Source organism: Streptomyces sp. PH9007 (assembly GCF_059813725.1).
In genome coordinates, this window is sequence record NZ_CM187440.1 from 4,044,823 (window position 1) to 4,064,227 (window position 19,405).

The 19,405-nt window shown below is 71.7% G+C and carries 18 protein-coding genes; 10 read left to right on the forward strand and 8 right to left on the reverse strand.

What is annotated here, in order from left to right; all coding sequences use genetic code 11:
* Positions 1–158: 158 nt before the first annotated feature.
* Both ACTFAP_RS18730 and ACTFAP_RS18735 read left to right on the forward strand, forming a co-directional pair.
* Positions 159–1,421, forward strand: coding sequence for a L,D-transpeptidase (locus ACTFAP_RS18730; RefSeq protein WP_500466915.1), 1,263 nt, complete (start codon positions 159–161; stop codon positions 1,419–1,421).
* Positions 1,422–1,502: 81 nt separating this feature from the next.
* Entirely contained in the window at positions 1,503–1,850 is a 348-nt protein-coding gene (locus ACTFAP_RS18735) for a helix-turn-helix domain-containing protein (protein ID WP_436979169.1), read from the forward strand.
* A 12-nt stretch (positions 1,851–1,862) separates the two neighbouring features.
* Here the strand turns inward: ACTFAP_RS18735 and ACTFAP_RS18740 are convergent, their stop codons facing one another.
* Positions 1,863–2,480, reverse strand: coding sequence for a ClpP family protease (locus tag ACTFAP_RS18740; RefSeq protein WP_390117593.1), 618 nt, complete (start codon positions 2,478–2,480; stop codon positions 1,863–1,865).
* A gap of 1 nt (position 2,481) precedes the next feature.
* Positions 2,482–3,123 (reverse strand): ClpP family protease, encoded by a 642-nt coding sequence (locus tag ACTFAP_RS18745; protein ID WP_390117591.1) that lies wholly within the window; start codon positions 3,121–3,123, stop codon positions 2,482–2,484.
* A gap of 453 nt (positions 3,124–3,576) precedes the next feature.
* Here ACTFAP_RS18745 and ACTFAP_RS18750 point away from each other — a divergent pair, with 453 nt between their 5' ends.
* Entirely contained in the window at positions 3,577–4,251 is a 675-nt protein-coding gene (locus tag ACTFAP_RS18750; RefSeq protein ID WP_500466916.1) for a hypothetical protein, read from the forward strand.
* Positions 4,252–4,394: 143 nt separating this feature from the next.
* Here the strand turns inward: ACTFAP_RS18750 and msrA are convergent, their stop codons facing one another.
* Complete coding sequence (gene msrA / locus ACTFAP_RS18755; protein WP_436979166.1) at positions 4,395–5,057, reverse strand: peptide-methionine (S)-S-oxide reductase MsrA; 663 nt, start codon at positions 5,055–5,057, stop codon at positions 4,395–4,397.
* Between the two features lie 14 nt (positions 5,058–5,071).
* Positions 5,072–6,271: a hypothetical protein gene (locus ACTFAP_RS18760; RefSeq protein WP_500466917.1), complete on the reverse strand. Its 1,200-nt coding sequence runs from the start codon at positions 6,269–6,271 to the stop codon at positions 5,072–5,074.
* A gap of 99 nt (positions 6,272–6,370) precedes the next feature.
* Between ACTFAP_RS18760 and ACTFAP_RS18765 the strand changes: the two genes are divergently transcribed.
* The gene (locus tag ACTFAP_RS18765) at positions 6,371–7,525 is read left to right on the forward strand and encodes a cystathionine gamma-synthase (RefSeq protein WP_495681620.1); all 1,155 of its coding nucleotides are present in this window, start codon (positions 6,371–6,373) and stop codon (positions 7,523–7,525) included.
* Positions 7,526–7,554: 29 nt separating this feature from the next.
* On the opposite strand, the gene ACTFAP_RS18770 is transcribed toward ACTFAP_RS18765, so the two are convergent.
* Positions 7,555–8,022: a MarR family winged helix-turn-helix transcriptional regulator gene (locus ACTFAP_RS18770; RefSeq protein WP_390117563.1), complete on the reverse strand. Its 468-nt coding sequence runs from the start codon at positions 8,020–8,022 to the stop codon at positions 7,555–7,557.
* Between the two features lie 192 nt (positions 8,023–8,214).
* Between ACTFAP_RS18770 and ilvA the strand changes: the two genes are divergently transcribed.
* The 4 genes from ilvA (at position 8,215) to ACTFAP_RS18790 (ending at position 15,135) form a co-directional block, all read left to right on the forward strand.
* On the forward strand, positions 8,215–9,438 hold the full coding sequence (ilvA, locus tag ACTFAP_RS18775) for a threonine ammonia-lyase (RefSeq protein WP_500466918.1): 1,224 nt from the start codon (positions 8,215–8,217) through the stop codon (positions 9,436–9,438).
* 202 nt (positions 9,439–9,640) lie between these two features.
* Entirely contained in the window at positions 9,641–10,792 is a 1,152-nt protein-coding gene (locus tag ACTFAP_RS18780; RefSeq protein ID WP_500466919.1) for an ATP-binding cassette domain-containing protein, read from the forward strand.
* Positions 10,789–11,655, forward strand: coding sequence for an ABC transporter permease (locus tag ACTFAP_RS18785; RefSeq protein ID WP_500466920.1), 867 nt, complete (start codon positions 10,789–10,791; stop codon positions 11,653–11,655). The genes ACTFAP_RS18780 and ACTFAP_RS18785 overlap by 4 nt, the downstream gene beginning before the upstream one ends.
* A 168-nt stretch (positions 11,656–11,823) precedes the next feature.
* Complete coding sequence (locus ACTFAP_RS18790; RefSeq protein WP_495681623.1) at positions 11,824–15,135, forward strand: tetratricopeptide repeat protein; 3,312 nt, start codon at positions 11,824–11,826, stop codon at positions 15,133–15,135.
* 179 nt (positions 15,136–15,314) lie between these two features.
* Here ACTFAP_RS18790 and ACTFAP_RS18795 read toward each other — a convergent pair whose 3' ends face one another.
* Complete coding sequence (locus tag ACTFAP_RS18795; RefSeq protein ID WP_390117554.1) at positions 15,315–15,614, reverse strand: hypothetical protein; 300 nt, start codon at positions 15,612–15,614, stop codon at positions 15,315–15,317.
* Positions 15,607–16,491 carry a mycothiol conjugate amidase Mca gene (gene mca / locus ACTFAP_RS18800; RefSeq protein WP_386541245.1) on the reverse strand — a complete coding sequence of 295 codons (885 nt, stop codon included), beginning with the start codon at positions 16,489–16,491 and terminating at the stop codon, positions 15,607–15,609. The genes ACTFAP_RS18795 and mca overlap by 8 nt, the downstream gene beginning before the upstream one ends.
* A 127-nt stretch (positions 16,492–16,618) precedes the next feature.
* Here mca and ACTFAP_RS18805 point away from each other — a divergent pair, with 127 nt between their 5' ends.
* Positions 16,619–17,029 (forward strand): DUF4307 domain-containing protein, encoded by a 411-nt coding sequence (locus ACTFAP_RS18805; protein ID WP_390117553.1) that lies wholly within the window; start codon positions 16,619–16,621, stop codon positions 17,027–17,029.
* 210 nt (positions 17,030–17,239) lie between these two features.
* Positions 17,240–17,737 carry a transcription elongation factor GreA gene (greA, locus tag ACTFAP_RS18810; protein WP_030728529.1) on the forward strand — a complete coding sequence of 166 codons (498 nt, stop codon included), beginning with the start codon at positions 17,240–17,242 and terminating at the stop codon, positions 17,735–17,737.
* 407 nt (positions 17,738–18,144) lie between these two features.
* Here the strand turns inward: greA and ACTFAP_RS18815 are convergent, their stop codons facing one another.
* Positions 18,145–19,245 carry a hypothetical protein gene (locus ACTFAP_RS18815; RefSeq protein WP_500466921.1) on the reverse strand — a complete coding sequence of 367 codons (1,101 nt, stop codon included), beginning with the start codon at positions 19,243–19,245 and terminating at the stop codon, positions 18,145–18,147.
* Positions 19,246–19,405: the final 160 nt, after the last annotated feature.

A 19,405-nucleotide genomic window follows, 5' to 3' on the forward strand; every position in this document is an offset into this window, starting at 1 on the left:
GACAAAGTTTCCCTAAAAGGGGGAACGCTTCGAACGCCGCCCACGTTGTCACGCAGGACGCCGGGACGAAACGTCCCATGCGTGTCCGAATACCCGCAACGCAACGCCGCCAGGGCGAGTGCCACAAGGGTGCCCCGGCGGGGATGGAGTGGCTGACGATGAGGGACGGCATGCGGCGCAGGGGCGCCGCCGGTGTGGCGGTGCTGCTGTCCGGAATGCTCACGCTGGGGGCCTGCGGCCTCAGCGGCGGCAGCGGGGACAGCGACGCCAAGGGCGCCGATCCGACGGCCTCACAGAGCGCCTCCGACGCGGCCCAGGCCGCCGACACCTCCGCGGCACAGATCTCCATCACCCCCGGTGACATGGCCGACAACGTCGCCATCACGGACGGTGTATCCGTCAGTGTGACGGACGGCACGCTCGACACCGTCACCATGAAGGCCACCGACAGCGACACCGAGGTGGCCGGCACCATATCCGCCGACGGCACCGGCTGGACCCCGGACGGGCAGCTCTCGCGGGCCACCCACTACGAGCTGGCCGTCCGGGCCAGCGACAGCCAGGGCCGCCAGGCGCACCAGAACGCCACCTTCACCACCATCTCCCCGGACAACAGCTTCATCGGCAACTTCACCCCCGAGGACGACTCCACGGTGGGCGTCGGGATGCCCGTCTCGCTGAACTTCGACAAGGAGATCACCGACAAGGCGGCCGTCGAGGGCGCCGTGGAGATCAACACCAGCAGCGGCCAGGACGTGGTCGGCCACTGGTTCGGCGACAAGCGCCTGGACTTCCGCCCCCAGAACTACTGGGAGGCCGGCACCCACGTCACCGTGACCCTGGACTTCAACGGTCTGGAGGCCGCCCCGGGCATCACCGGCGTCCAGGACCGCACGTTCAGCTTCGACGTCGGCCGCTCGCAGATCAGCACGGTGGACGCCGCGACCCACCAGATGACGGTCGTGCGCGACGGCAGGACCCTCAAGACGGTGCCGATCTCCTCGGGCAGCGACGAGAACCCCACCTACAACGGCGCGATGGTGATCTCCGAGAAGTACGACGAGACCCGCATGAACGGCGCCACCGTCGGCTTCACCGACAGCGACGGCAAGGGCGAGTACGACATCCCCGACGTGCCGCACGCCATGCGCCTGTCGAACTCCGGCACCTTCATCCACGGCAACTACTGGAGCTCCACCGACATCTTCGGCACCACCAACACCAGCCACGGCTGCGTCGGCCTCGCGGACGCCCAGGGCGCCGACGACCCCGGCACCGACGGCGCCTGGTTCTACGAACAGTCCCTGCTGGGCGACGTGGTCGTCGTCGTCAACTCCCCCGACCAGACCATCCAGCCCGACAACGGCCTCAACGGCTGGAACATGGACTGGAACCAGTGGGTGGCCGGATCCGCCCTGTAAGGGCACGCGGCGGGGCGGATTTCGCGCCGGGCGGACACCCGCGGGGGTGTCCGCCCTCCGTCCGCCTCCTACGCTGAGGAGATGACCAGCGACCCGTATCAACCGGCCCGCGAGCCCCTGCTGCGGCATCTGATCGGTGAGGTGCTGCGCCGGGAGCGGCAGGCACAGGAACGCACCCTCAAGGACGTGGCCGACGCCGCCCGGATCTCCATGCCGTACCTCTCCGAGCTGGAACGCGGCCGCAAGGAAGCCTCCTCCGAGGTCCTCGCCGCCGCCGCGGGCGCGCTCGGCCTCACCCTCGCCGACCTCCTCGCCCTGGCCCACCGCGAACTCGCCGGGCCACCACGGATCGCCTCGGTCACCTCCCTGACGAGCCGCCGGAACCTCCCGGCCCACCGCACCGGCGAGGCGCTGCTCCTGGCCGCCTGACGGCGAGCACCCTCAGGTGCTCAGCGTCATCGGCGGCACCGCCCGCCGGCTGAGCACCTGATCGGCCAGCCCGTATGCCACGGCCTCGTGCGCCGTGAACACCCGGTCACGGTCCAGGTCCGCCCGCAGGGCCGCCACGTCGTGCCCGGTGTGGCGGGCCAGCACCTCCTCCACCTGGGAACGGATCCGCAGCATCTCCTTGGCCTCCAGGCTCAGATCGGAGATCATCCCCTGCCGCCCGCCGCTGGCCGGCTGCCCCAGCAGCACGCGCGCGTGCTCCAGCACCACCCGCCGCCCCGGATCCCCGCCCGCCAGCAGCACGGCCGCCGTGGACGCGGCCTGCCCCACACAGAAGGTGGACACCGGCGCGGTCACGAAGCTCATGGTGTCGTAGATGGCCATCAGCGAAGTGAACGAACCACCCGGCGAGTTGATGTACAGCGAGATCTCCTGCTCCGGGGCCTCCGCCTCCAGATGGAACAGCTGCGCGATGACGACGTTGGCGACGCCGTCGTCGATCTCGGTGCCCAGGAAGATGACCCGCTCGGACAGCAGCCGGCTGTAGACGTCGTACGCCCGCTCCCCGTTCGGGGTGCGCTCGACGACGGTCGGAATCGTGTACTGGCCCATCTCAGAACCCCGCCCTTCGCGACGCGGCGGCCGGCCGGACCTCGGCGAGCGAGGTCACCACCCGGTCCACCATCCCGTACTCCCTGGCCTGTTCGGCGGTGAACCAGCGGTCGCGGTCCCCGTCCCGGTGGATCGTCTCCTCGCTCTGCCCGGTGTGCTCGGCGATGAGCCGCTCCATCGTCCGCTTGGTGTACTCCAGGTTCTCCGCCTGGATCGCGATGTCGGCGGTGGTCCCGCCGATCCCGGCGGACGGCTGATGCATCATGATCCGCGCGTTCGGCAGCGCGAACCGCTTCCCGGCCGCCCCGACACTCAGCAGCACCTGGCCCATGCTGGCCGCGAACCCCACGGCGAGGGTGGCCACATCGTTCGGGATCAGCCGCATGGTGTCGTAGATCGCCAGCCCGGCGTGCACGGAGCCACCGGGGGAGTTGATGTACAGCACGATGTCGTCCCGCGGATTCTCCGCCGACAACACCAGCAACTGGGCGCACACCCGGTTCGCGGACCCCTCGTCGACCTCGGTGCCGAGCATGACGATCCGCTGCTCCAGCAACTGCGCGGCCAGCCGGTCGTCGAACGCCGACGGTGCGCGTTCCCCCTCCCGGGCGCGCGGTGGGGCGAGTGCGGTGGTGGGAACCATCGGGCCTCCTGCGGTGCGGCGCGGCGCCGTTCGCCACGCTCGCCTCCCACCATCGACCGCCGCCCCCCGCACCGGGAGCCCGATCTGCCGGCGGCGAATTAGCCAACGGCAGATCGCCGGCCACGGGGCCGAGTGTCCTGTTCTGTCAGTCACCGGGCGTAGGTTGCTCGTCATCAGTGCAGGCTGCTCGGCTGGAGGACTCGACCTGTGCCCCGCGTGATTCCTGAACCTCCGTACGACCTCGCCCAGCTCATACCGGAGTTCGAGCCACTGGCCAGGGAGGCAGTGCTGCTGTACCCCCGGAGTGGGGCGCCCGGTCCCGGTGAGAGCTCCATGGGTGGCCCGCTGCTGTGGCCCGCCGATGAAGCGTGGCCGTACTGTGCCCGGCCCGGGCACTGGACCGCCGGCACCCGTGATGGATCGTGGCGGGAGACCAGCCCCGGGGCGGTCCCCATGGTGTCGGTGATCCAGCTCTTCGCCCGTGACATTCCAGGGCTGGAATTCCCCCCGGGGAAGGACTTGGTGCAGTTGCTCTGGTGCCCCCTCGTCCACGACAGCGAGGATCCTGGCCAACTCGTACGGCCCAGGCTGTACTGGCGCGATGAGGCCGAGACCGGCGCGCGCGAGATGTTGCCGGATGCTCCCGTCCCGCGTGAGGGGGAGTACGAGTCCGATCTGGTGCCCCGGCCCTGCACGGTGAATCCGACCCGCGTCGTTGAGTACCCGGGATACGACCTGCCCGGGGACTTGTTGAAGACGCTGGGGCCCCGCCTGGAGGAGCTCCAGGATCGCTTCGGGTTCTGGTACACGGAGGTGGCGAGCGCCTTGCAGAACAAGGTCGGTGGTTATCCCGCCTGGACGCAGGAGCCCATCTGGCCGCACTGTGGCCAGGGCCACCGCATGGAACATCTGTTCAGCATCACCGCCGAGGTGGCCTACGGGCGATGGCTTCCCCTGAACGAGCACGACCCTGGAACGACACAGCCGCGGTGGCAGGCTCCGGCGGCCGAGGACATCGTCGACACCATCGGCCCTGACCTGATGATCGGGGACATGGGCGGCGTTTACATGTTCCTGTGCCGCCGGTGCCCCGATCTGCCGTACGCGCATCGCTTCGACAGTCACTGACCGGCCCCGGAGAGCGGACGCCCCTGCCGCCCGTGGTCCGCCCCGCCGTGGTCCGGACGGAACAGTCCCCCGGAGGCTCCGTGCCTGCCGGGGGATGTCGTGGCCGCCCGTCCGCCGGGGCGGCCGATACGCGCCGGGCGGCGTCAGCCGGCCTTCGCCACCCCGATCGGGCAGGACAGGCCCGTGCCGCCCAGGCCGCAGTAGCCGGCCGGGTTCTTGTCCAGGTACTGCTGGTGGTACTCCTCCGCCACGTAGAACGGGCGGTCGGCCGCCGGGAGGATCTCGGTGGTGATCGCGCCGTAGCCCGAGGACTCCAGGACCTGCTGGTACGCGGCCCGCGACTCCTCGGCCGTTTCCCGCTGCGCCTCCGAGTGGGTGTGGATCGCCGAGCGGTACTGGGTGCCCACGTCATTGCCCTGGCGGAAGCCCTGGGTCGGGTCGTGCGACTCCCAGAAGACCTTCAGCAGCTCCGCGTACGAGACCCGCGACGGGTCGAAGACGACCCGCACCGTCTCGGTGTGCCCGGTCAGCCCGCTGCACACCTCCTCGTACGTCGGGTTCGGCGTGATCCCGCCCTGGTAGCCGACCAGCGTCGTCCAGACCCCCTCGGTCTGCCAGAAGCGCCGCTCGGCGCCCCAGAAGCAGCCCAGCGCGAAGTCCGCCACCTCCAGGTGCTCCGGGTACGGCGGGGCCAGCGGGGTGTCCAGGACGGTGTGCTGTCCCGGGTTGGGCCAGATCGGCTCGGAACGGCCCCGGAGCGCGTCCTCGGGGCCCGGAAGACGGGTCTTGAAACTGTTCAGCGTCATCTTTCTCTTCTCTCCTACTGACGGGTGATCGCCAGCGCGCGGTACGCCGCGTACTCCTGTGCCGGGTGCTGCCCGTCCACCCAGGGGATCGCCCCCACATAACCGTCGACGGCCCGCACCTGTTCCGCCGCCTCCGCGTACCTCTCGGCCCGCACCAGGAAACACAGCAGCAGATGCCGCACGTGCGCCTCCACCGGGTGCCCCGGGCGCACGTTGTTCACCGCGAACTGCGCGGCCTCGATCGCGTCCTTGATCACCGCGCCCTGGTACATGCCGGCCGACAGCTGCACCTCGGGCAGGTGCTCGTACACCGCGAACAGCGGCAGCGCCGGCAGCAGGCTGCCCGCCGGGGCCGCGCCCGCCGCCGACCGGGCGAAGCCCTCGGCGTCCTGGCGCGAGCCGTGCCACTTCTCCGCCCAGTACGGCAGGGCGGCCAGATGCGCCCCCATGTGCTGCGGGTCACGCTGGGTGACGTTCGCCCACAGGGACTCGAAGTCCGCGCGCCGGTAGCTCAGGCCCCGGGCGATGAACAGCTCCGTGATGTACGGGATCGGGTCCGCGGGCGCCAGCCGCGCCGCCTCGCCCGCGACCGTCCGGGCCTCCTCCAGCACGATCCGGTGATCGGCGGAGCCGGTGTCGGACATCGCCTGCCACACCAGGAACTGCGCGTACACCTGCGCGCCGCCCACGTCGGCGGGCTCCTCCTGCCGCCAGCGGCGCAGCCAGCCGGCATCGTGCCGGGGCGCCTCCTTCGACAGTGAGAGGCGGCCGTCGCCGGGCGCCGGGGCGTCCTCCATGGGCTGCCCGGAGGCCCGCCAGTGGGCCAGTTCCATGGCCGCCGCGCCCGCCAGGGACTGCACGCGCTGCCAGCGCAGCTCGCTGTCGTCCGTGAGGGCGAGCAGCTGCCCCGCCGGACGCCAGTTCTGGGTGCGGCGTACTTCCTCCAGCGTCGTCACCAGCTCCGGGTCGGGCCCCGGCAGCCGCAGATCGAGCTGATCGACGGGGACCAGGCCCGTGTCGTGGTACGGCTCCTCGCCCGCTCCGCCCTCGCGCCACCGGCCGCCGGGGCCGGGGCCGGGCCCCGGACCTGCGCCGCCTGACGTCTGCTGGGCGGCGCGCTCCAGCTCCTGGCGCTCCTTGCGGCGGCGCAGGGCGGGCATCACGACCACGCCGAAGATGGCGGTGACGGCGATGAGGAAAAGAAGGGCTTCCATGGCGGCGCGGCTCCCCCGGAAAGGATTTCTACGGTGCGGACAGCCTATGACCCCGCTGTTGCGGGCTCTCTCCACCGTACGGCCCATTACGGTGTACGCATGAATGAGCACGTCAGCACGCGGCATTTCGAGACGCTGGCCATCCACGCGGGGCAGGAGCCGGACGCCGCCACCGGCGCGGTGGTGCCCCCCATCCATCAGGTGTCCACCTTCAAGCAGGACGGGGTGGGCGGCCTGCGCGGCGGCTACGAGTACAGCCGCTCGGCGAACCCGACCCGTACCGCCCTCGAGGAGAACCTCGCGGCGCTGGAGGGCGGCCGGCGCGGCCTCGCCTTCGCCTCCGGGCTGGCCGCCGAGGACTGCCTGCTGCGGACGCTGCTCAAGCCGGGCGACCACCTGGTCATCCCGGACGACGCGTACGGCGGCACCTTCCGGCTGATCGCCAAGGTCGTCGAGAAGTGGGGCGTGGAGTGGTCGGTGGCCAACACCTCCGACCCCGCCTCCGTGCGGGACGCGCTGCGCCCGCAGACCAAGGTGATCTGGGTGGAGACCCCCTCCAACCCGCTGCTGGGCATCACCGACATCGCCCTCATCGCGGACATCGCGCGCGGCGCCGGCGCGCGCCTGGTGGTGGACAACACCTTCGCCAGCCCCTACCTCCAGCAGCCGCTGGCGCTGGGCGCCGACGTGGTCGTGCACTCCACCACCAAGTACATGGGCGGCCACTCGGACGTCGTCGGCGGTGCGCTGGTGACGGCCGACGAGGAGCTGGGCAACGAGCTGGCGTTCCATCAGAACGCGATGGGCGCGATCGCCGGGCCGTTCGACTCCTGGCTGGTGCTGCGCGGCATCAAGACGCTGGCGGTGCGGATGGACCGGCACAGCGCGAACGCCCAGCGGATCGTGGAGGCGCTGGTCGCGCACCCGAAGGTCACCCAGGTGTACTACCCGGGTCTGGCCTCGCACCCGGGGCACGAGACGGCGGCCAAGCAGATGCGGGACTTCGGCGGGATGGTGTCCTTCCGGGTCGCGGGCGGCGAGGAGGAGGCGGTGGCCGTGTGCGACCGCACCAAGGTGTTCACCCTCGGTGAGTCGCTGGGCGGGGTGGAGTCGCTGATCGAGCACCCGGGGCGGATGACGCATGCCTCGGTGGCCGGCTCCGCGCTGGAGGTGCCCGCCGATCTGGTGCGGCTCTCGGTGGGGATCGAGGCGGTCGACGACCTGCTGGAGGATCTGCGGCAGGCGCTCGGGTAACGCCGGCCGCGGGTGGCGGGCCCGCCGGTTCAGGCGGGGCCGCCACCGCTCTGCCACTGCCCCATGGCGCAGTTGAAGCGGTGCAGCAGGGTGTGGAACTGCTCGCGTTCCCCCTCGGTCCACTCCTGCGTCAGCAGCGCCATCAGTTCGCGCCGTGAGGAACGGACCTCCTCCAGGCGGCTGCTGCCGCGCGGGGTGAGCTGGAGCACCACGGCGCGCCCGTCGTCGGGGTCGGCGGTGCGGCGCACCAGGGCGGCGTCCACCAGCGGTGCGGCCTGCCGGGTGACGGTGGAGGAGTCGATGCCCATGCCGTGGGCGAGGGCCTTCACTCCGGTGGGCCCTTCCTGATCGAGCCTGCTGAGCAGCAGATAGGCGGCCCGGTCCATGGAGTTGCGGGCGGGGCCGAGGGCGCCGAGGCGGGTCTGTTCGGCGCGGCGGGCGAAGACGGCCACCTCGTGCTGGAGCCCGTCGTACAGGTCGGTGGATTCAGGCGTCATGTCTCGTGTGATGTCGGTGCCGGGGCACGGCGAACGGCGTACGGGAGGCGTACCTGGGGGCGTACGGGGGATGGCTCGCGCCACAGCGTACGCGGCCGGGCGCCGGTGCGGAGCCCGGTGGCCGAGACCCGTCGCCGAACGAGGGACGACGCCGGGCGGGCCGGGCCGCCAAACGCCTGCCAGACTGGCTCTATGGCCACAAATCCCCTCGCAGGCGCGCCGAATCTGGATGACATACGCGCCGCGCAGAAGGTGCTGTCCGGTGTTTCGCGGGTGACCGCCATGGAGGGGAGCCGGTATCTGACCCAGCTGGTCGGCGCCCCCGTTCACTTCAAGTGTGAGAACCTCCAGCGCACCGGTTCGTTCAAGGTGCGCGGTGCCTATGCGCGCATCGCGGCGCTCTCCGACGAGGAGCGGGCGCGCGGGGTGGTGGCGGCGAGCGCGGGCAACCACGCGCAGGGGGTGGCGCTGGCGGCGGCGCTGCTGGGGGTGCGGTCCACGGTGTTCATGCCGGCGGGCGCGCCGTTGCCGAAGGTGGCGGCGACCCGGGAGTACGGGGCGCAGGTGCGGACCGCGGGGCAGGTGGTGGACGAGACGCTGGCGGCGGCGCGGGAGTACGCGGACGCCACGGGCGCGGTGTTCATCCACCCCTTCGACCATCCGGCGGTGGTGGCCGGGCAGGGCACCATCGGGCTGGAGATCCTGGAGCAGTGCCCCGATGTGCGCACCGTGGTGGTGGGCATCGGGGGCGGCGGACTGGCGGCGGGGGTGGCGCTGGCGGTGAAGTCGGTGCGGCCAGAGGTGAGGGTGGTGGGGGTGCAGGCGGCGGGGGCCGCGGCCTATCCGCCCTCGCTGGCGGCGGGGCGTCCGGTGGCGCTGGAGTCGGTGTCGACGATGGCGGACGGGATGAAGGTGGGGCGCCCCGGGGACGTGCCGTTCCGGATCATCGCGGAGCTGGTGGACGAGGTGCGCACGGTCTCGGAGGACGCGCTCTCCAGCGCGCTGCTGCTGTGCCTGGAGCGGGCGAAGCTGGTGGTGGAGCCGGCCGGGGCGAGCCCGGTGGCGGCGCTGCTGTCGGAGCCCGAGGCGTTCGAGGGGCCGGTGGTGGCGGTGCTGTCGGGCGGGAACGTCGATCCGCTGGTGCTGCAGCGGACGCTGCAGCACGGGATGGCGGCGGCGGGACGCTATCTGTCGCTGCGGGTACGGCTGCCGGACCGGCCTGGGGTGCTGGCGGCGCTGCTGCGGGAGTTGTCGACGGCGGACGCGAATGTGCTGGCGGTCAATCACGTCAGGACCGATCCGCGGCTCGGGGTGAGCGAGGCCGAGGTGGAGCTGCATCTGGAGACGCAGGGGCCCCGGCACTGTGCGGCGGTGGCGGCGGGGCTGCGGGAGGCCGGGTACCGGATTCTCGACTGAGGCCGGGCACGCCGGGATCACCATCGCGATCTGTCGCGACAGTGCGCCCTCGGTGACGTTTTCCCAGGTGAGAGTGGGTTGATCGGGAGTTTTCCACAGGCTGTCGCGCAAGACTTGCGATATATCGCGTCAGCCGTAAAACTGGCGGAGTCGCTCCACCGGGGCGACGCTGAACGTCGGCCACCGATCACGGGGAGACCACATGCCGGGCGCGATCTATGCCGAGGGGCTGGTGAAGACCTTCGGCGACGTCAGAGCACTGGACGGCGTCGACTTCGACGTACCCGAAGGCACCGTCCTGGGGCTGCTGGGGCCCAACGGCGCGGGCAAGACCACCGCCGTACGGGTGCTGACCACGCTGCTGCGGGCGGACAGCGGACGGGCCGAGGTGGCCGGGCTCGATGTCGCGACCCACCCCAACGAGGTACGCCGCGCGATCGGGCTCTCGGGACAGTTCGCCGCCGTGGACGACTATCTGACCGGCCGGGAGAACCTCCAGATGGTCGGGCAGCTGTACCAGCTGTCCGCGCGCGACGCGAAGGCCAGAGCCGGGCAGCTGCTGGAGCGGTTCAACCTCGCCGACGCGGGCGAGCGCACCGCCCGTACGTACTCCGGAGGCATGCGGCGCCGGCTGGACCTGGCCGCTTCCCTGGTGGTCAGCCCGCCGGTGATGTTCATGGACGAGCCCACCACCGGGCTCGACCCGCACAACCGGCAGGCGCTGTGGGAGCTCATCAAGGAGCTGGTGGCGGGCGGCACCACGCTGCTGCTGACCACCCAGTACCTGGAGGAGGCGGACCATCTCGCCGACACTATCGCCGTGGTCGACCACGGCCGGGTCATCGCGCGCGGCACCTCCGACGAGCTGAAGACCCGCAGCGGCGGCGACGTCATCGAGCTGGTGGTGCACGACCGTGCCCGCATTCCGGAGGCCCAGGACATCCTGCGCCGGCTCGGCGAGGGCGAGCCGGGCCTGGTGGCGCACACCCGCCGGCTGACCGTCCCCGCCAGCGGCGGCGCCAAGCTGCTGGCGGAGGTCATCCGCGAACTCGACGGGCGGGACATCGAGATCGACGACATCGGACTGCGCCGCCCCACGCTCGACGACGTCTTCATCTCCCTGACCGGGCACAGCGCCGAGTTCGAGCTGAACGGCAACGAGGGCGACCAGGCCAAGGGCGCGGACCCCACGGGCGGCGGCGACCCGGGTGGCACAGAACCGGGTGGCGCCGCCGGCCCGGGTGGCGCCGGCCCGGCCGCCGGCAGCGACCCGGGCGGCGCGGGGGAGCGGGAACGCGGTCCCGGCGACCGGGGCCGCGGTACGGACGACCACCGGGAAGAGGGTGCCGCATGACCGCCGACACGCTGCGCACCCCGCCGCCCGCCGCCCCGCCCGGAGGCCGCATCACCCTGCGGCAGAACCTGCGCGACTCCCTGGTCGTCGCCAAACGCAACTTGCTGCGCATGCTCCGCATCCCGGAGACCGTCGTCTTCGGGCTCATCCAGCCCATCATGTTCGTCGTGCTGTTCGCCTACGTGTTCGGCGGCTCCATCAGCATCCCCGGCGCCGGGCTCAGCGCCTCCGCCTACCGCGAGTTCCTCATGGGCGGCATCTTCGCCCAGACCGTCACCTTCGCCACCGCCGGTGCCGCCGCCGGCATCGCCGAGGACATGCAGAAGGGCATCATCGACCGCTTCCGCTCCCTGCCCATGGCCCGCGGCGCCGTCCTCACCGGACGCACCTTCGCCGACCTGGCCCAGACCGCCGTCATCCTGGTCGTGCTCGCCATCGTCGCGTTCCTGGTCGGCTGGCGCATCCACGACGGGCCGCTGAGCGCCCTGGGAGCCTTCGGGCTGCTGCTCCTGCTCGGCTACGCGTTCACCTGGATCGGCGCCCTCATCGGGCTCTCCGTGCGCACTCCGGAGGCGGCCACCTCCGGCGGACTGGTGTGGCTGTTCCCGCTCACCTTCATCTCGGTCGCCTTCGTCCCCTCGGAGAACATGCCCGGCTGGCTCCAGCCCGTCGCCGAGTGGAACCCCTTCAGCGCCACCGTGCTGGCCGTACGCGATCTGTTCGGCAATCTGCCGCCCGACTACCAGGCCCCCGACGTGTGGCCGATGCAGCATCCGGCCCTCGCGTCGATCCTCTGGTCCGTCCTCATCATCGTGATCTTTCGCACGCTTGCGGTGCGCAAGTACCAGCGCGCCACGGGCTGACACCGGCCCACGGCCCGAACGCCCGTCCAAGCCCCCTTGGCCCACAGGGAAGTTGCGTATTCAATTCATCACGCCGAACGGCACGGTTCGGCCAAGAACAGCGTGAGGCGGCGGGCGCGGGGAAGGCGTCCGGGTGTCTGGAGGCAGACACCACGGGAGGGGGAACACATGGCGACACAGCTGGCACTGACCCAGGAACACCGGGCGGAGATCGACCGGCTCCTGGTGCGGGCCGCGGAAGAAGAGGTGCGGCGCTCCGACGGCCGCGTCGACGGGAGGCAACTGCTCCAACGCGCCCGCAGCACCATCGACGAGATCCACCGGCCGGCCCTGGAGGAGTACGCCGTCTACCGGCGCGCCGAGGACGAGTTCTCCCCGGGCCGGATGTCCGACCGGTTCCGGCCCCAGGCCCTGGGCGGCGCCGTCGCCGCGACCGTCGCCGCCTCCGTCGCCGTCCTCATCCTCGTCGGCGGCAGCGACCTGGCCACCTCCGTCGCCTTCTTCGACGCCGTCGTCACCATCGCCGCCGGGCTCCTCGGCTACGCCCTGTACGCCGTCTTCGCCCACCAGTGGGCCGTCCAGCGGCACGCGGGTGACCGGCACCAGCCCGGCGGCGTCGAGGCGCTGCGCCTGGAGTGGCTCACCGCCGTCGAAGTACGCGGCATCCGCCCCTACCTCGACCAGCAGCGCGCCCTGACCCCGCACCGCGAGAGCGCCGTCCCCGAACAGCGCGACCCGCGCCGCGCCCCCCAGCAGCAGCGCCGCCCCGACCGCAGCGCCGCCGCCCGCACCCGCTCCGTCCTCACCAAATCCTTCGGCCGGCTGCCCGAACCGGGACACCCCTTCATCGGCCGCCGCCGCCACCTCACCCAGATCACCCAGTGGGTCAACCGCGACCGGGCCCGCACCGACACCCGGCCCACCGTCGTCGTCCTGCACGGCCCGTCCGGCTCCGGGCGCACCATGCTCGCCCGCTGGGCCGCCCACGAACTGCGCGAACTCTTCCGCGGCGCCTGCCTGGTCGACCTGCGCGGCCAGAGCGTCGACCCGCTGCCCACCCGCGACGCCATCCTGCACCTCATGAACCGCCTCGGCGCCCCCCGCGACCAGCTGCTCTTCCGCGAGGGCGCCGGCCGCGAGGCCGACGCCGGACAACTGCGCCGCCTCGCCGAGCGCTACCACCAGCACCTCGCCGGGCTCCCCGTCGTCATCATCCTCGACGACGCCACCGACGCCGAACAGGTCCGCACCCTCATCCCCGAACGCTCCGACTCCCTCGTCCTGGTCACCGCCGCCGAGCCTCTCGACCTCGACCCGGAGCTGCCCGCCTCCGTGCACCAGCTCCCGCTGGAGGCCCTGGACCCCACCAGCGCCGAGGAACTCCTGCGCGCCAATGTCGGCCTGGGATCCCCCCTGCTCGAAGAGCCGGCGGACGGCTCGCCCCCCGGCACCGGACCCGGCAACGCCTCCGAGTGGCTGCGCCTGGCCGACCTGTGCGACGGCCGCCCCCTGCTGCTCCACCTGGTCGGCTCCACCCTCACCCACCGCACCCCCGCCCAGCTCATCGAGGCCCTGGAAGCCGCCACCCCGGAAGGACCGGGCGAGGACCCCGCCGAGCGCGTCCTGCGCACCCGCTACACCGACCTCAGCGAGCCGGCCCGCCGCCTGCTGCGCCGCCTCGCGCTGGCCGGCCGCGCCAGCCTCGGCGCCCGCGCCGCCGCCGCCCTGCTCGACGTCGGCCAGCCCGAGGGCGCCCAGCGCCTGGAGGAACTCAACCAGGCCGGGTTCATCCACAACGTGCGCGGCAGCCGCTACCGCCTCCACGACCTGGTGCGCCGCTTCGCCCGCGTCCGCCTCTTCGACGAGGAGAGCCACGAGGAGCGCTCGGCCGCCCAGGAACGGCTCATCCGCAGCTACGCCGAACTCGCCGACACCGTGATCCGGCTGGTCGACGGCAAGACCTCCACCCGCGCCGACCTGCTGCCCGCCGCCGCCGGCGGCCACGGCTTCAGCTCCCTGGACTCCGCCCTGCGCTGGCTGGACGACGAGACCAGCTTCATCACCGCCACCCTGCGCTACGCCGACGAACGCGTGGACCGGCAGGCCGTCCAGCACCTGCTCGGCGCACTGTGCGACTACTGCCTGCTGCGCGGCGACCTCTACCGGCTCGGCGAGCTGAACGAACTCACCCAGGCCGTCAACCAGGGCCTGCTCACCCGCTCCGTGCAGTGGCGCACCGGTGTCGCCGCCCGGCAGCTCGGCGAGCTGGACAAGGCCCGCTCCACCCTGTCCTCGGTGGTCACCCTCTACCAGGAGGCCCAGAACAACGCGGGCACCGCCCGCGCGCTGCGCGACCTGGGCATCACCCTCCAGCACCAGGGCCAGCTGCCCGAGGCGCAGAGCAAGCTGCGCGAGGCACTCGACCTCCAGCAGGCGCGCGAGCTGGCCGGTGACCGGGGCTGGACCCTCCACGCGCTGGCCGCCGTCGAACGCGAACGCGGCCGGCTCGGCTCCGCCCGCGGCATGCTGGCCGAGGCCCTGCGCCTGCACCAGGGCAGCGGCTCGGTGCACGGCGAGGCGTGGACCAGGTTCCAGCTCGGCCAGACCCTGCTGTGGGCCGGCCGCATCCCCGACGCCGAGCAGGAACTGCGGACCGCGCTCGACCTGTACGAACGCTCCCAGGACGTCCGCGGCGTCGCGTTCGCCACCACCGAGCTGGGTCTTGCCCGGCTCCACGACGGCGACACGACCTCCGCCCAGGAGCAGTTGCGGGCCGCGCTCGCCCAGCACCGCGAGACCGAGGACGCCCGCGGCGAGGCCTGGAGCCTGTACTACCTGGGGCAGGCGCAGGAGGAGGGTGGTGATCCGGAGAGCGCGCTGCGCTCGCTGGAACAGGCGCGCACCATGTTCAGCCGGATGCGGGACATCTATGGGCTGGCCTGGGCCCGGCACCACTCGGCCCGGGTGACCCGCGACATCAGGGCGCAGAGCACGGGCTCGCTGCGCAACTCGGGATTCGCCCGGCAACTGCTCACCGACGCCCGGCGCGACTTCCAGCGGGCCGGGGTGACGCACGGCGAGGCGTGGTCGGCCCTGGAACTGGCCGTGATCGACGCGGGCAACGAGCGGGCCGGGCAGGCGCTGGAGCTGGCCGACGAGGCGCTGCGGCTGTTCACCGAGGGCTACGGCGACGGTGAGCCGGACCGGCGCGGCGCGGACTGGGCGCAGTTCCTGCGCTGCACGCTGCTGCCGCTGGCCTCACCGGGCGGCTCCGAGATCGGCGAGGCGGTGGCGCAGCAGGAGCTGAGCGAGCTGCTGGAGGCGGAGCATCCGCTGCGCGATCCGCGGCTGACGGACGCGGCCTCCTCGTACGCCCTGATGCTGGAACGCGGTCACGGCCCCGAGTCGGGCTGGACCGCGTGGCGGATGGGCATGGTGCCGCGCCGCGGCGCCCGGGACGTCCTGGGCGTGCCCGCCTGACCGTACGGCCACCGGCCGGGCGGGGGAGTGCGGCCCCTGCGGGCGGCTCCCGGCCCGGCCGGTGGGCCGCCGTGGCCCGCGCCGAGGCCCGGATCGTGGCGGCAGGCCGGGGCCACCGCCCGACCGCGACGGCGAGGAGCCGGAACGAGGACCGGGAAGGGCCCCGGGGAACGCCGGGGTCAGGCCCGCGAGGAGGCGGGATCCCGGTCGGCGGCGGCCGGGCCGGAGCCCTTCGGCTCCTCCTCGGCACCGCCGCCACCGTTCCCATCGCCGTCCGGGCCGTCCGTCCCCTCGCCCCGCTGGGCGCGTTCCTGCTCCTTGAAGTCGATCCTGCCCAGCTGCCGGCTCATCGACTTCAGCAGCACCCAGACAGCCAGCCCCAGCACCGCGAACACGATGAAGCCCAGCACACCGGGCGTCACCGTGTACTCGGTGAGTTTCTTTTCGGCCTGCTCGGCCAGGGGAAGCAGCTCACTCATACCGGTCATTGTCGCGGATGCCCGCGAACAGGTCCGACTCGGGGATGGAGGTCTGCACGCGCGACTGGGCCAGCTCGTAGTCCTCCGTCGGCCACACCTCCTGCTGCACGTCCATCGGCACCCGGAACCAGCCGCCCTCCGGGTCGATCTGCGTGGCGTGCGCGATCAGCGCCTTGTCCCGCACCGGGAAGAACTCCGCGCAGGGCACGAACGTCGTCAGCGTGCGCCCCACCCGCTCCATCTCGTCCCAGCGCTCCAGCCACTCCCCGTACGGCGACTCAAGACCGCGCCCCAGCAGCGCCTCGTGCAGCGCGACCGTACGCGGCCGGTTGAAGCCCTGGTTGTAGTACAGCTTCAGCGGCGTCCACGGCTCGCCCGCGTCCGGGTAGCGCTCCGGGTCGCCCGCCGCCTCGTACGCCACCATCGAGATCTTGTGCGTCATGATGTGGTCCGGGTGCGGGTAACCGCCGTTCTCGTCGTACGTGGTGATCACGTGCGGCTTGAACGAGCGGATCAGCGCCACCAGCGGCTCGGCCGCCGCCTCGACGTCCTGGAGCCCGAAGCACCCCTCGGGCAGCGGCGGCAGCGGATCGCCCTCCGGCAGCCCGGAGTCCACGAACCCCAGCCACTCCTGCCGCACCCCGAGAATCTCCCGGGCCTCGGCCATCTCCTTCGCCCGTACCTCGTGAATGTTCTCCTCGATGTACGCGTCACCCTGGAGCTTCGGGTTGAGGATGGAACCCCGCTCGCCGCCGGTGCAGGTGACGACGAGGACGTCCACCCCCTCGGAGACGTACTTCGCCATCGTCGCGGCGCCCTTGCTCGACTCGTCGTCGGGGTGGGCGTGCACGGCCATGAGCCGCAGCTGCTTGGTCAAGGCTCGATCCTCGTGTCTTGGTCCTGGAGTCGCCTTCTATAGTGACTGATGGACCGGCTCGGGATATTCCCGTCCGTCCCGCCCAAGACACCCCGCCGATCCCATGCCCACCGCCGGAGGACGCACCATGGCTACCGTTCGTGACGGCGTGCCCGAGGGGCGGTACGGCCGGACCGGCACCGACGCGGACGCGCGCACCGACCGGCGGCTGAAGATCACCGGCCTCGTGCTCGGCGTGCTGCTGCTCGCCTTTGTCGGCTGGGCGGGCGTCTCCTATATCTCCGGGCAGAAGGTCACCGGAGAGGTGACCGGATTCACGGTCACTTCCGACACCGAGGTCTCGGTGAATATCGCCGTGCGCAAGCCCGCCTCCGTCACCGGTGTGTGCACCGTGCGCTCGCAGGCCGCCGACGGTCTCGAAGTCGGCCGGGCCGAGTTCCGTTTCGAGGAGGACAGCGACTCGGTGCACCGTTCCGTGGTGCTCAAGACCACCGAGCTCGCCACCTCGGCCGAGCTGATGGGCTGCTCCGAGGGCTGACCGGTCCTGACCCCCGTCCCCGCCGGGGCCGGCTCGTGTGGGTTTGCCCACGTCCGGACGGGGTAAATCCTTTCGCAAATCGATCGGCGTTGTTAGGGTCGACGTTTCGATCGCTGATTCGCCCACCCAGGAGCGCTGCCTTCCGGGCGGGCGATGTTTTTGTATCGACCCTCCGTTGTATCCATCACCACCTGTACCCGAGGAGCACCTGTGACCCAGACCAGCGACACTGTCACCTGGCTGACCCAGGAGGCGTATGACCAGCTGAAGACGGAGCTGGAGTATCTGTCGGGTCCCGCGCGCATCGAGATCGCCAGGAAGATCGAGGCCGCCCGGGAAGAGGGCGACCTCAAGGAGAACGCCGGTTATCACGCGGCGAAGGAAGAGCAGGGCAAGCAGGAGGCGCGGGTGCGCCAGCTGACCCAGCTGCTGGAAAGCGCGCAGGTCGGACAGGCTCCGGCCGACACCGGCGTGGTCGCCCCCGGCATGGTCGTCACGATCGCCTTCGACGGCGACGAGGACGACACCATGACGTTTCTGCTCGCCTCCCGCGAATTCGCCACCTCGGACATCGAGACGTATTCGCCGAAGTCGCCGCTGGGCAGTGGCGTCAATGGCAAGAAGGTGGGACAGGACGCGCAGTACGAGCTGCCGAACGGTTCCGTCGCCACCGTGCGGGTCCTGGAGGCCAAGCCCTATCAGGCGTGAGTCCCGCCCGCCCCGCTGAAACCCGCAGAACACCGTGGAATGCCTCCGCGCCCGCCGCGCGGGGGCATATCTGCGTCCGGGAGGCGGGTGCGCTCCGGTGCGGTTTGTGCGTCGGCCGGAACACCGCCGGCGACTGCGCACCGGTGCGTTTTCCGGGAATACCGCAGGGGCGGCACACGATGAGGATCCGGCCGTAATCCGGACCGTCCCGCGCACGCCCCTTCATTCGTGAACGCCGGACGGGACGGTGATTTTCCTTTCGGCCGGTGACAGAGCCGGGCGGCAGGAGAACGGACGTCGCGCGCTCTGCGCCGCCGGGCGGTGCGGCAGCCCGTGAAAGGGCGCCTCACCGCCCGCCTCCCCCGGGGCGGGCGCGGGAGTGGCGCCCGCCCGTCGTCCGGGAACGGTTACCGGGTCAGGCCGGTCGTGACGGGCGTCAGCGTGAAGCCGTCGTTCGGCAGTCCCGCGAGGAGGTCGGCCAGCCCGCCGCTGAGCGCGTACGTCCTCCCCTCCGGGCCCACGGTCACATCGCTGGTGACGGGGTCCGCGACGGTGTCGGTGACCGTCACCGTGGCTTCCTTCCAGCCGTCGCCCGGCTCCACGTGCTGGATCCGGGCGGGCTCGCCGGTCAGCAGACCGCTGCTGACCGCCAGGATCGAGCCGTCCTCCAGGACGCGCATGCCGGCCGTGGGGGCCGCCAGCTGCGCGGAGAGCTCCACCTTCTCCGCGTCCTCGGGACGGTCGACGGGCACCCGGACCAGGGAGCCGTCGGCCATGGAGATGATCAGCAGGTCGCCCTCCACCCAGTCCACCGCCGACATGCCCACACCGTTCAGGAAGTCGGGGATGTCCAGATCACCCTGGAGCAGGTCGTCCCGCAGGAAGACCGAGGCGTTGCCGTCGGTGTCGATGGCGAACACCGTCGGGGACAGCTGATCGACGGCGTAGGCGGTCCCGTCGGGGGCCACCGTCACATCAGCGACCAGGTGCTGCTTGCCATCCAGAGCCACCCCGGTCAGATCCACGCACCAGTGCTGCTCCCCGGTGGCCAGGTCGTAGCTCCCCACCCCGGCGATACCGAACGGCGCCTCCGGGTTCGAACGCTCGGCGGTGCCGTAATCCACGTTGCTGACCAGGAGACGCTCACGCTCGCGGTCCACGAGGACGGACTGCGCCGACACCAGCTCCGGGTCGTCGATGTGGGTGGTCACCTTTCCGTCCGTGTCGACGGAGAAGACCTTGCCCTGACCCAGCGAGCCGGCGAAGAACGTCTGCGAGCGGGGGTCGAAGTCCAGCGAGTGCGGGAACACGTTCGCCCCGTCCGCCTCGATGAGGCCCGGGGCCGCCTGCTCGTCCCCCTCGACCTGCCCGTTCTGCTCGGTCTGGGTCTTCTGGGACCCGGACCCGGTGGCGGTGCCGCTGTCGGGCGAGGCACAGGCCGTCCCGGTGACCGCGGCGACGACCAGGGCGGCGCTCACGACGGCGATCTTCAGCTTCGACTTCTTCATGGTCTCTGTTCCTCGAAGGGTGGGAGTGGGTGTGGCGCGGGGGCGCGGAGCACGAACGGGAGATCGGCAGCCGGAAGAGGGCATGCCGCAGTACCCCGTGGCCTTCCCGCCGCTGTCGGGCCGGGACGGCCGGGTGGGTGTTCAGCTGTGGTGGTCGGAC

Excerpts from the sequence above, each read along its gene's own strand:
- ACTFAP_RS18730 (WP_500466915.1), top strand. The coding sequence starts at position 159 with ATGAGGGACGGCATGCGGCGCAGGGGCGCCGCCGGTGTGGCGGTGCTG.
- ACTFAP_RS18735 (WP_436979169.1), top strand. The coding sequence starts at position 1,503 with ATGACCAGCGACCCGTATCAACCGGCCCGCGAGCCCCTGCTGCGGCAT.
- ACTFAP_RS18740 (WP_390117593.1), bottom strand. The coding sequence starts at position 2,480 with ATGGGCCAGTACACGATTCCGACCGTCGTCGAGCGCACCCCGAACGGG.
- ACTFAP_RS18745 (WP_390117591.1), bottom strand. The coding sequence starts at position 3,123 with ATGGTTCCCACCACCGCACTCGCCCCACCGCGCGCCCGGGAGGGGGAA.
- ACTFAP_RS18750 (WP_500466916.1), top strand. The coding sequence starts at position 3,577 with ATGGTGTCGGTGATCCAGCTCTTCGCCCGTGACATTCCAGGGCTGGAA.
- msrA (WP_436979166.1), bottom strand. The coding sequence starts at position 5,057 with ATGACGCTGAACAGTTTCAAGACCCGTCTTCCGGGCCCCGAGGACGCG.
- ACTFAP_RS18760 (WP_500466917.1), bottom strand. The coding sequence starts at position 6,271 with ATGGAAGCCCTTCTTTTCCTCATCGCCGTCACCGCCATCTTCGGCGTG.
- ACTFAP_RS18765 (WP_495681620.1), top strand. The coding sequence starts at position 6,371 with ATGAATGAGCACGTCAGCACGCGGCATTTCGAGACGCTGGCCATCCAC.
- ACTFAP_RS18770 (WP_390117563.1), bottom strand. The coding sequence starts at position 8,022 with ATGACGCCTGAATCCACCGACCTGTACGACGGGCTCCAGCACGAGGTG.
- ilvA (WP_500466918.1), top strand. The coding sequence starts at position 8,215 with ATGGCCACAAATCCCCTCGCAGGCGCGCCGAATCTGGATGACATACGC.
- ACTFAP_RS18780 (WP_500466919.1), top strand. The coding sequence starts at position 9,641 with ATGCCGGGCGCGATCTATGCCGAGGGGCTGGTGAAGACCTTCGGCGAC.
- ACTFAP_RS18785 (WP_500466920.1), top strand. The coding sequence starts at position 10,789 with ATGACCGCCGACACGCTGCGCACCCCGCCGCCCGCCGCCCCGCCCGGA.
- ACTFAP_RS18790 (WP_495681623.1), top strand. The coding sequence starts at position 11,824 with ATGGCGACACAGCTGGCACTGACCCAGGAACACCGGGCGGAGATCGAC.
- ACTFAP_RS18795 (WP_390117554.1), bottom strand. The coding sequence starts at position 15,614 with ATGAGTGAGCTGCTTCCCCTGGCCGAGCAGGCCGAAAAGAAACTCACC.
- ACTFAP_RS18805 (WP_390117553.1), top strand. The coding sequence starts at position 16,619 with ATGGCTACCGTTCGTGACGGCGTGCCCGAGGGGCGGTACGGCCGGACC.
- ACTFAP_RS18815 (WP_500466921.1), bottom strand. The coding sequence starts at position 19,245 with ATGAAGAAGTCGAAGCTGAAGATCGCCGTCGTGAGCGCCGCCCTGGTC.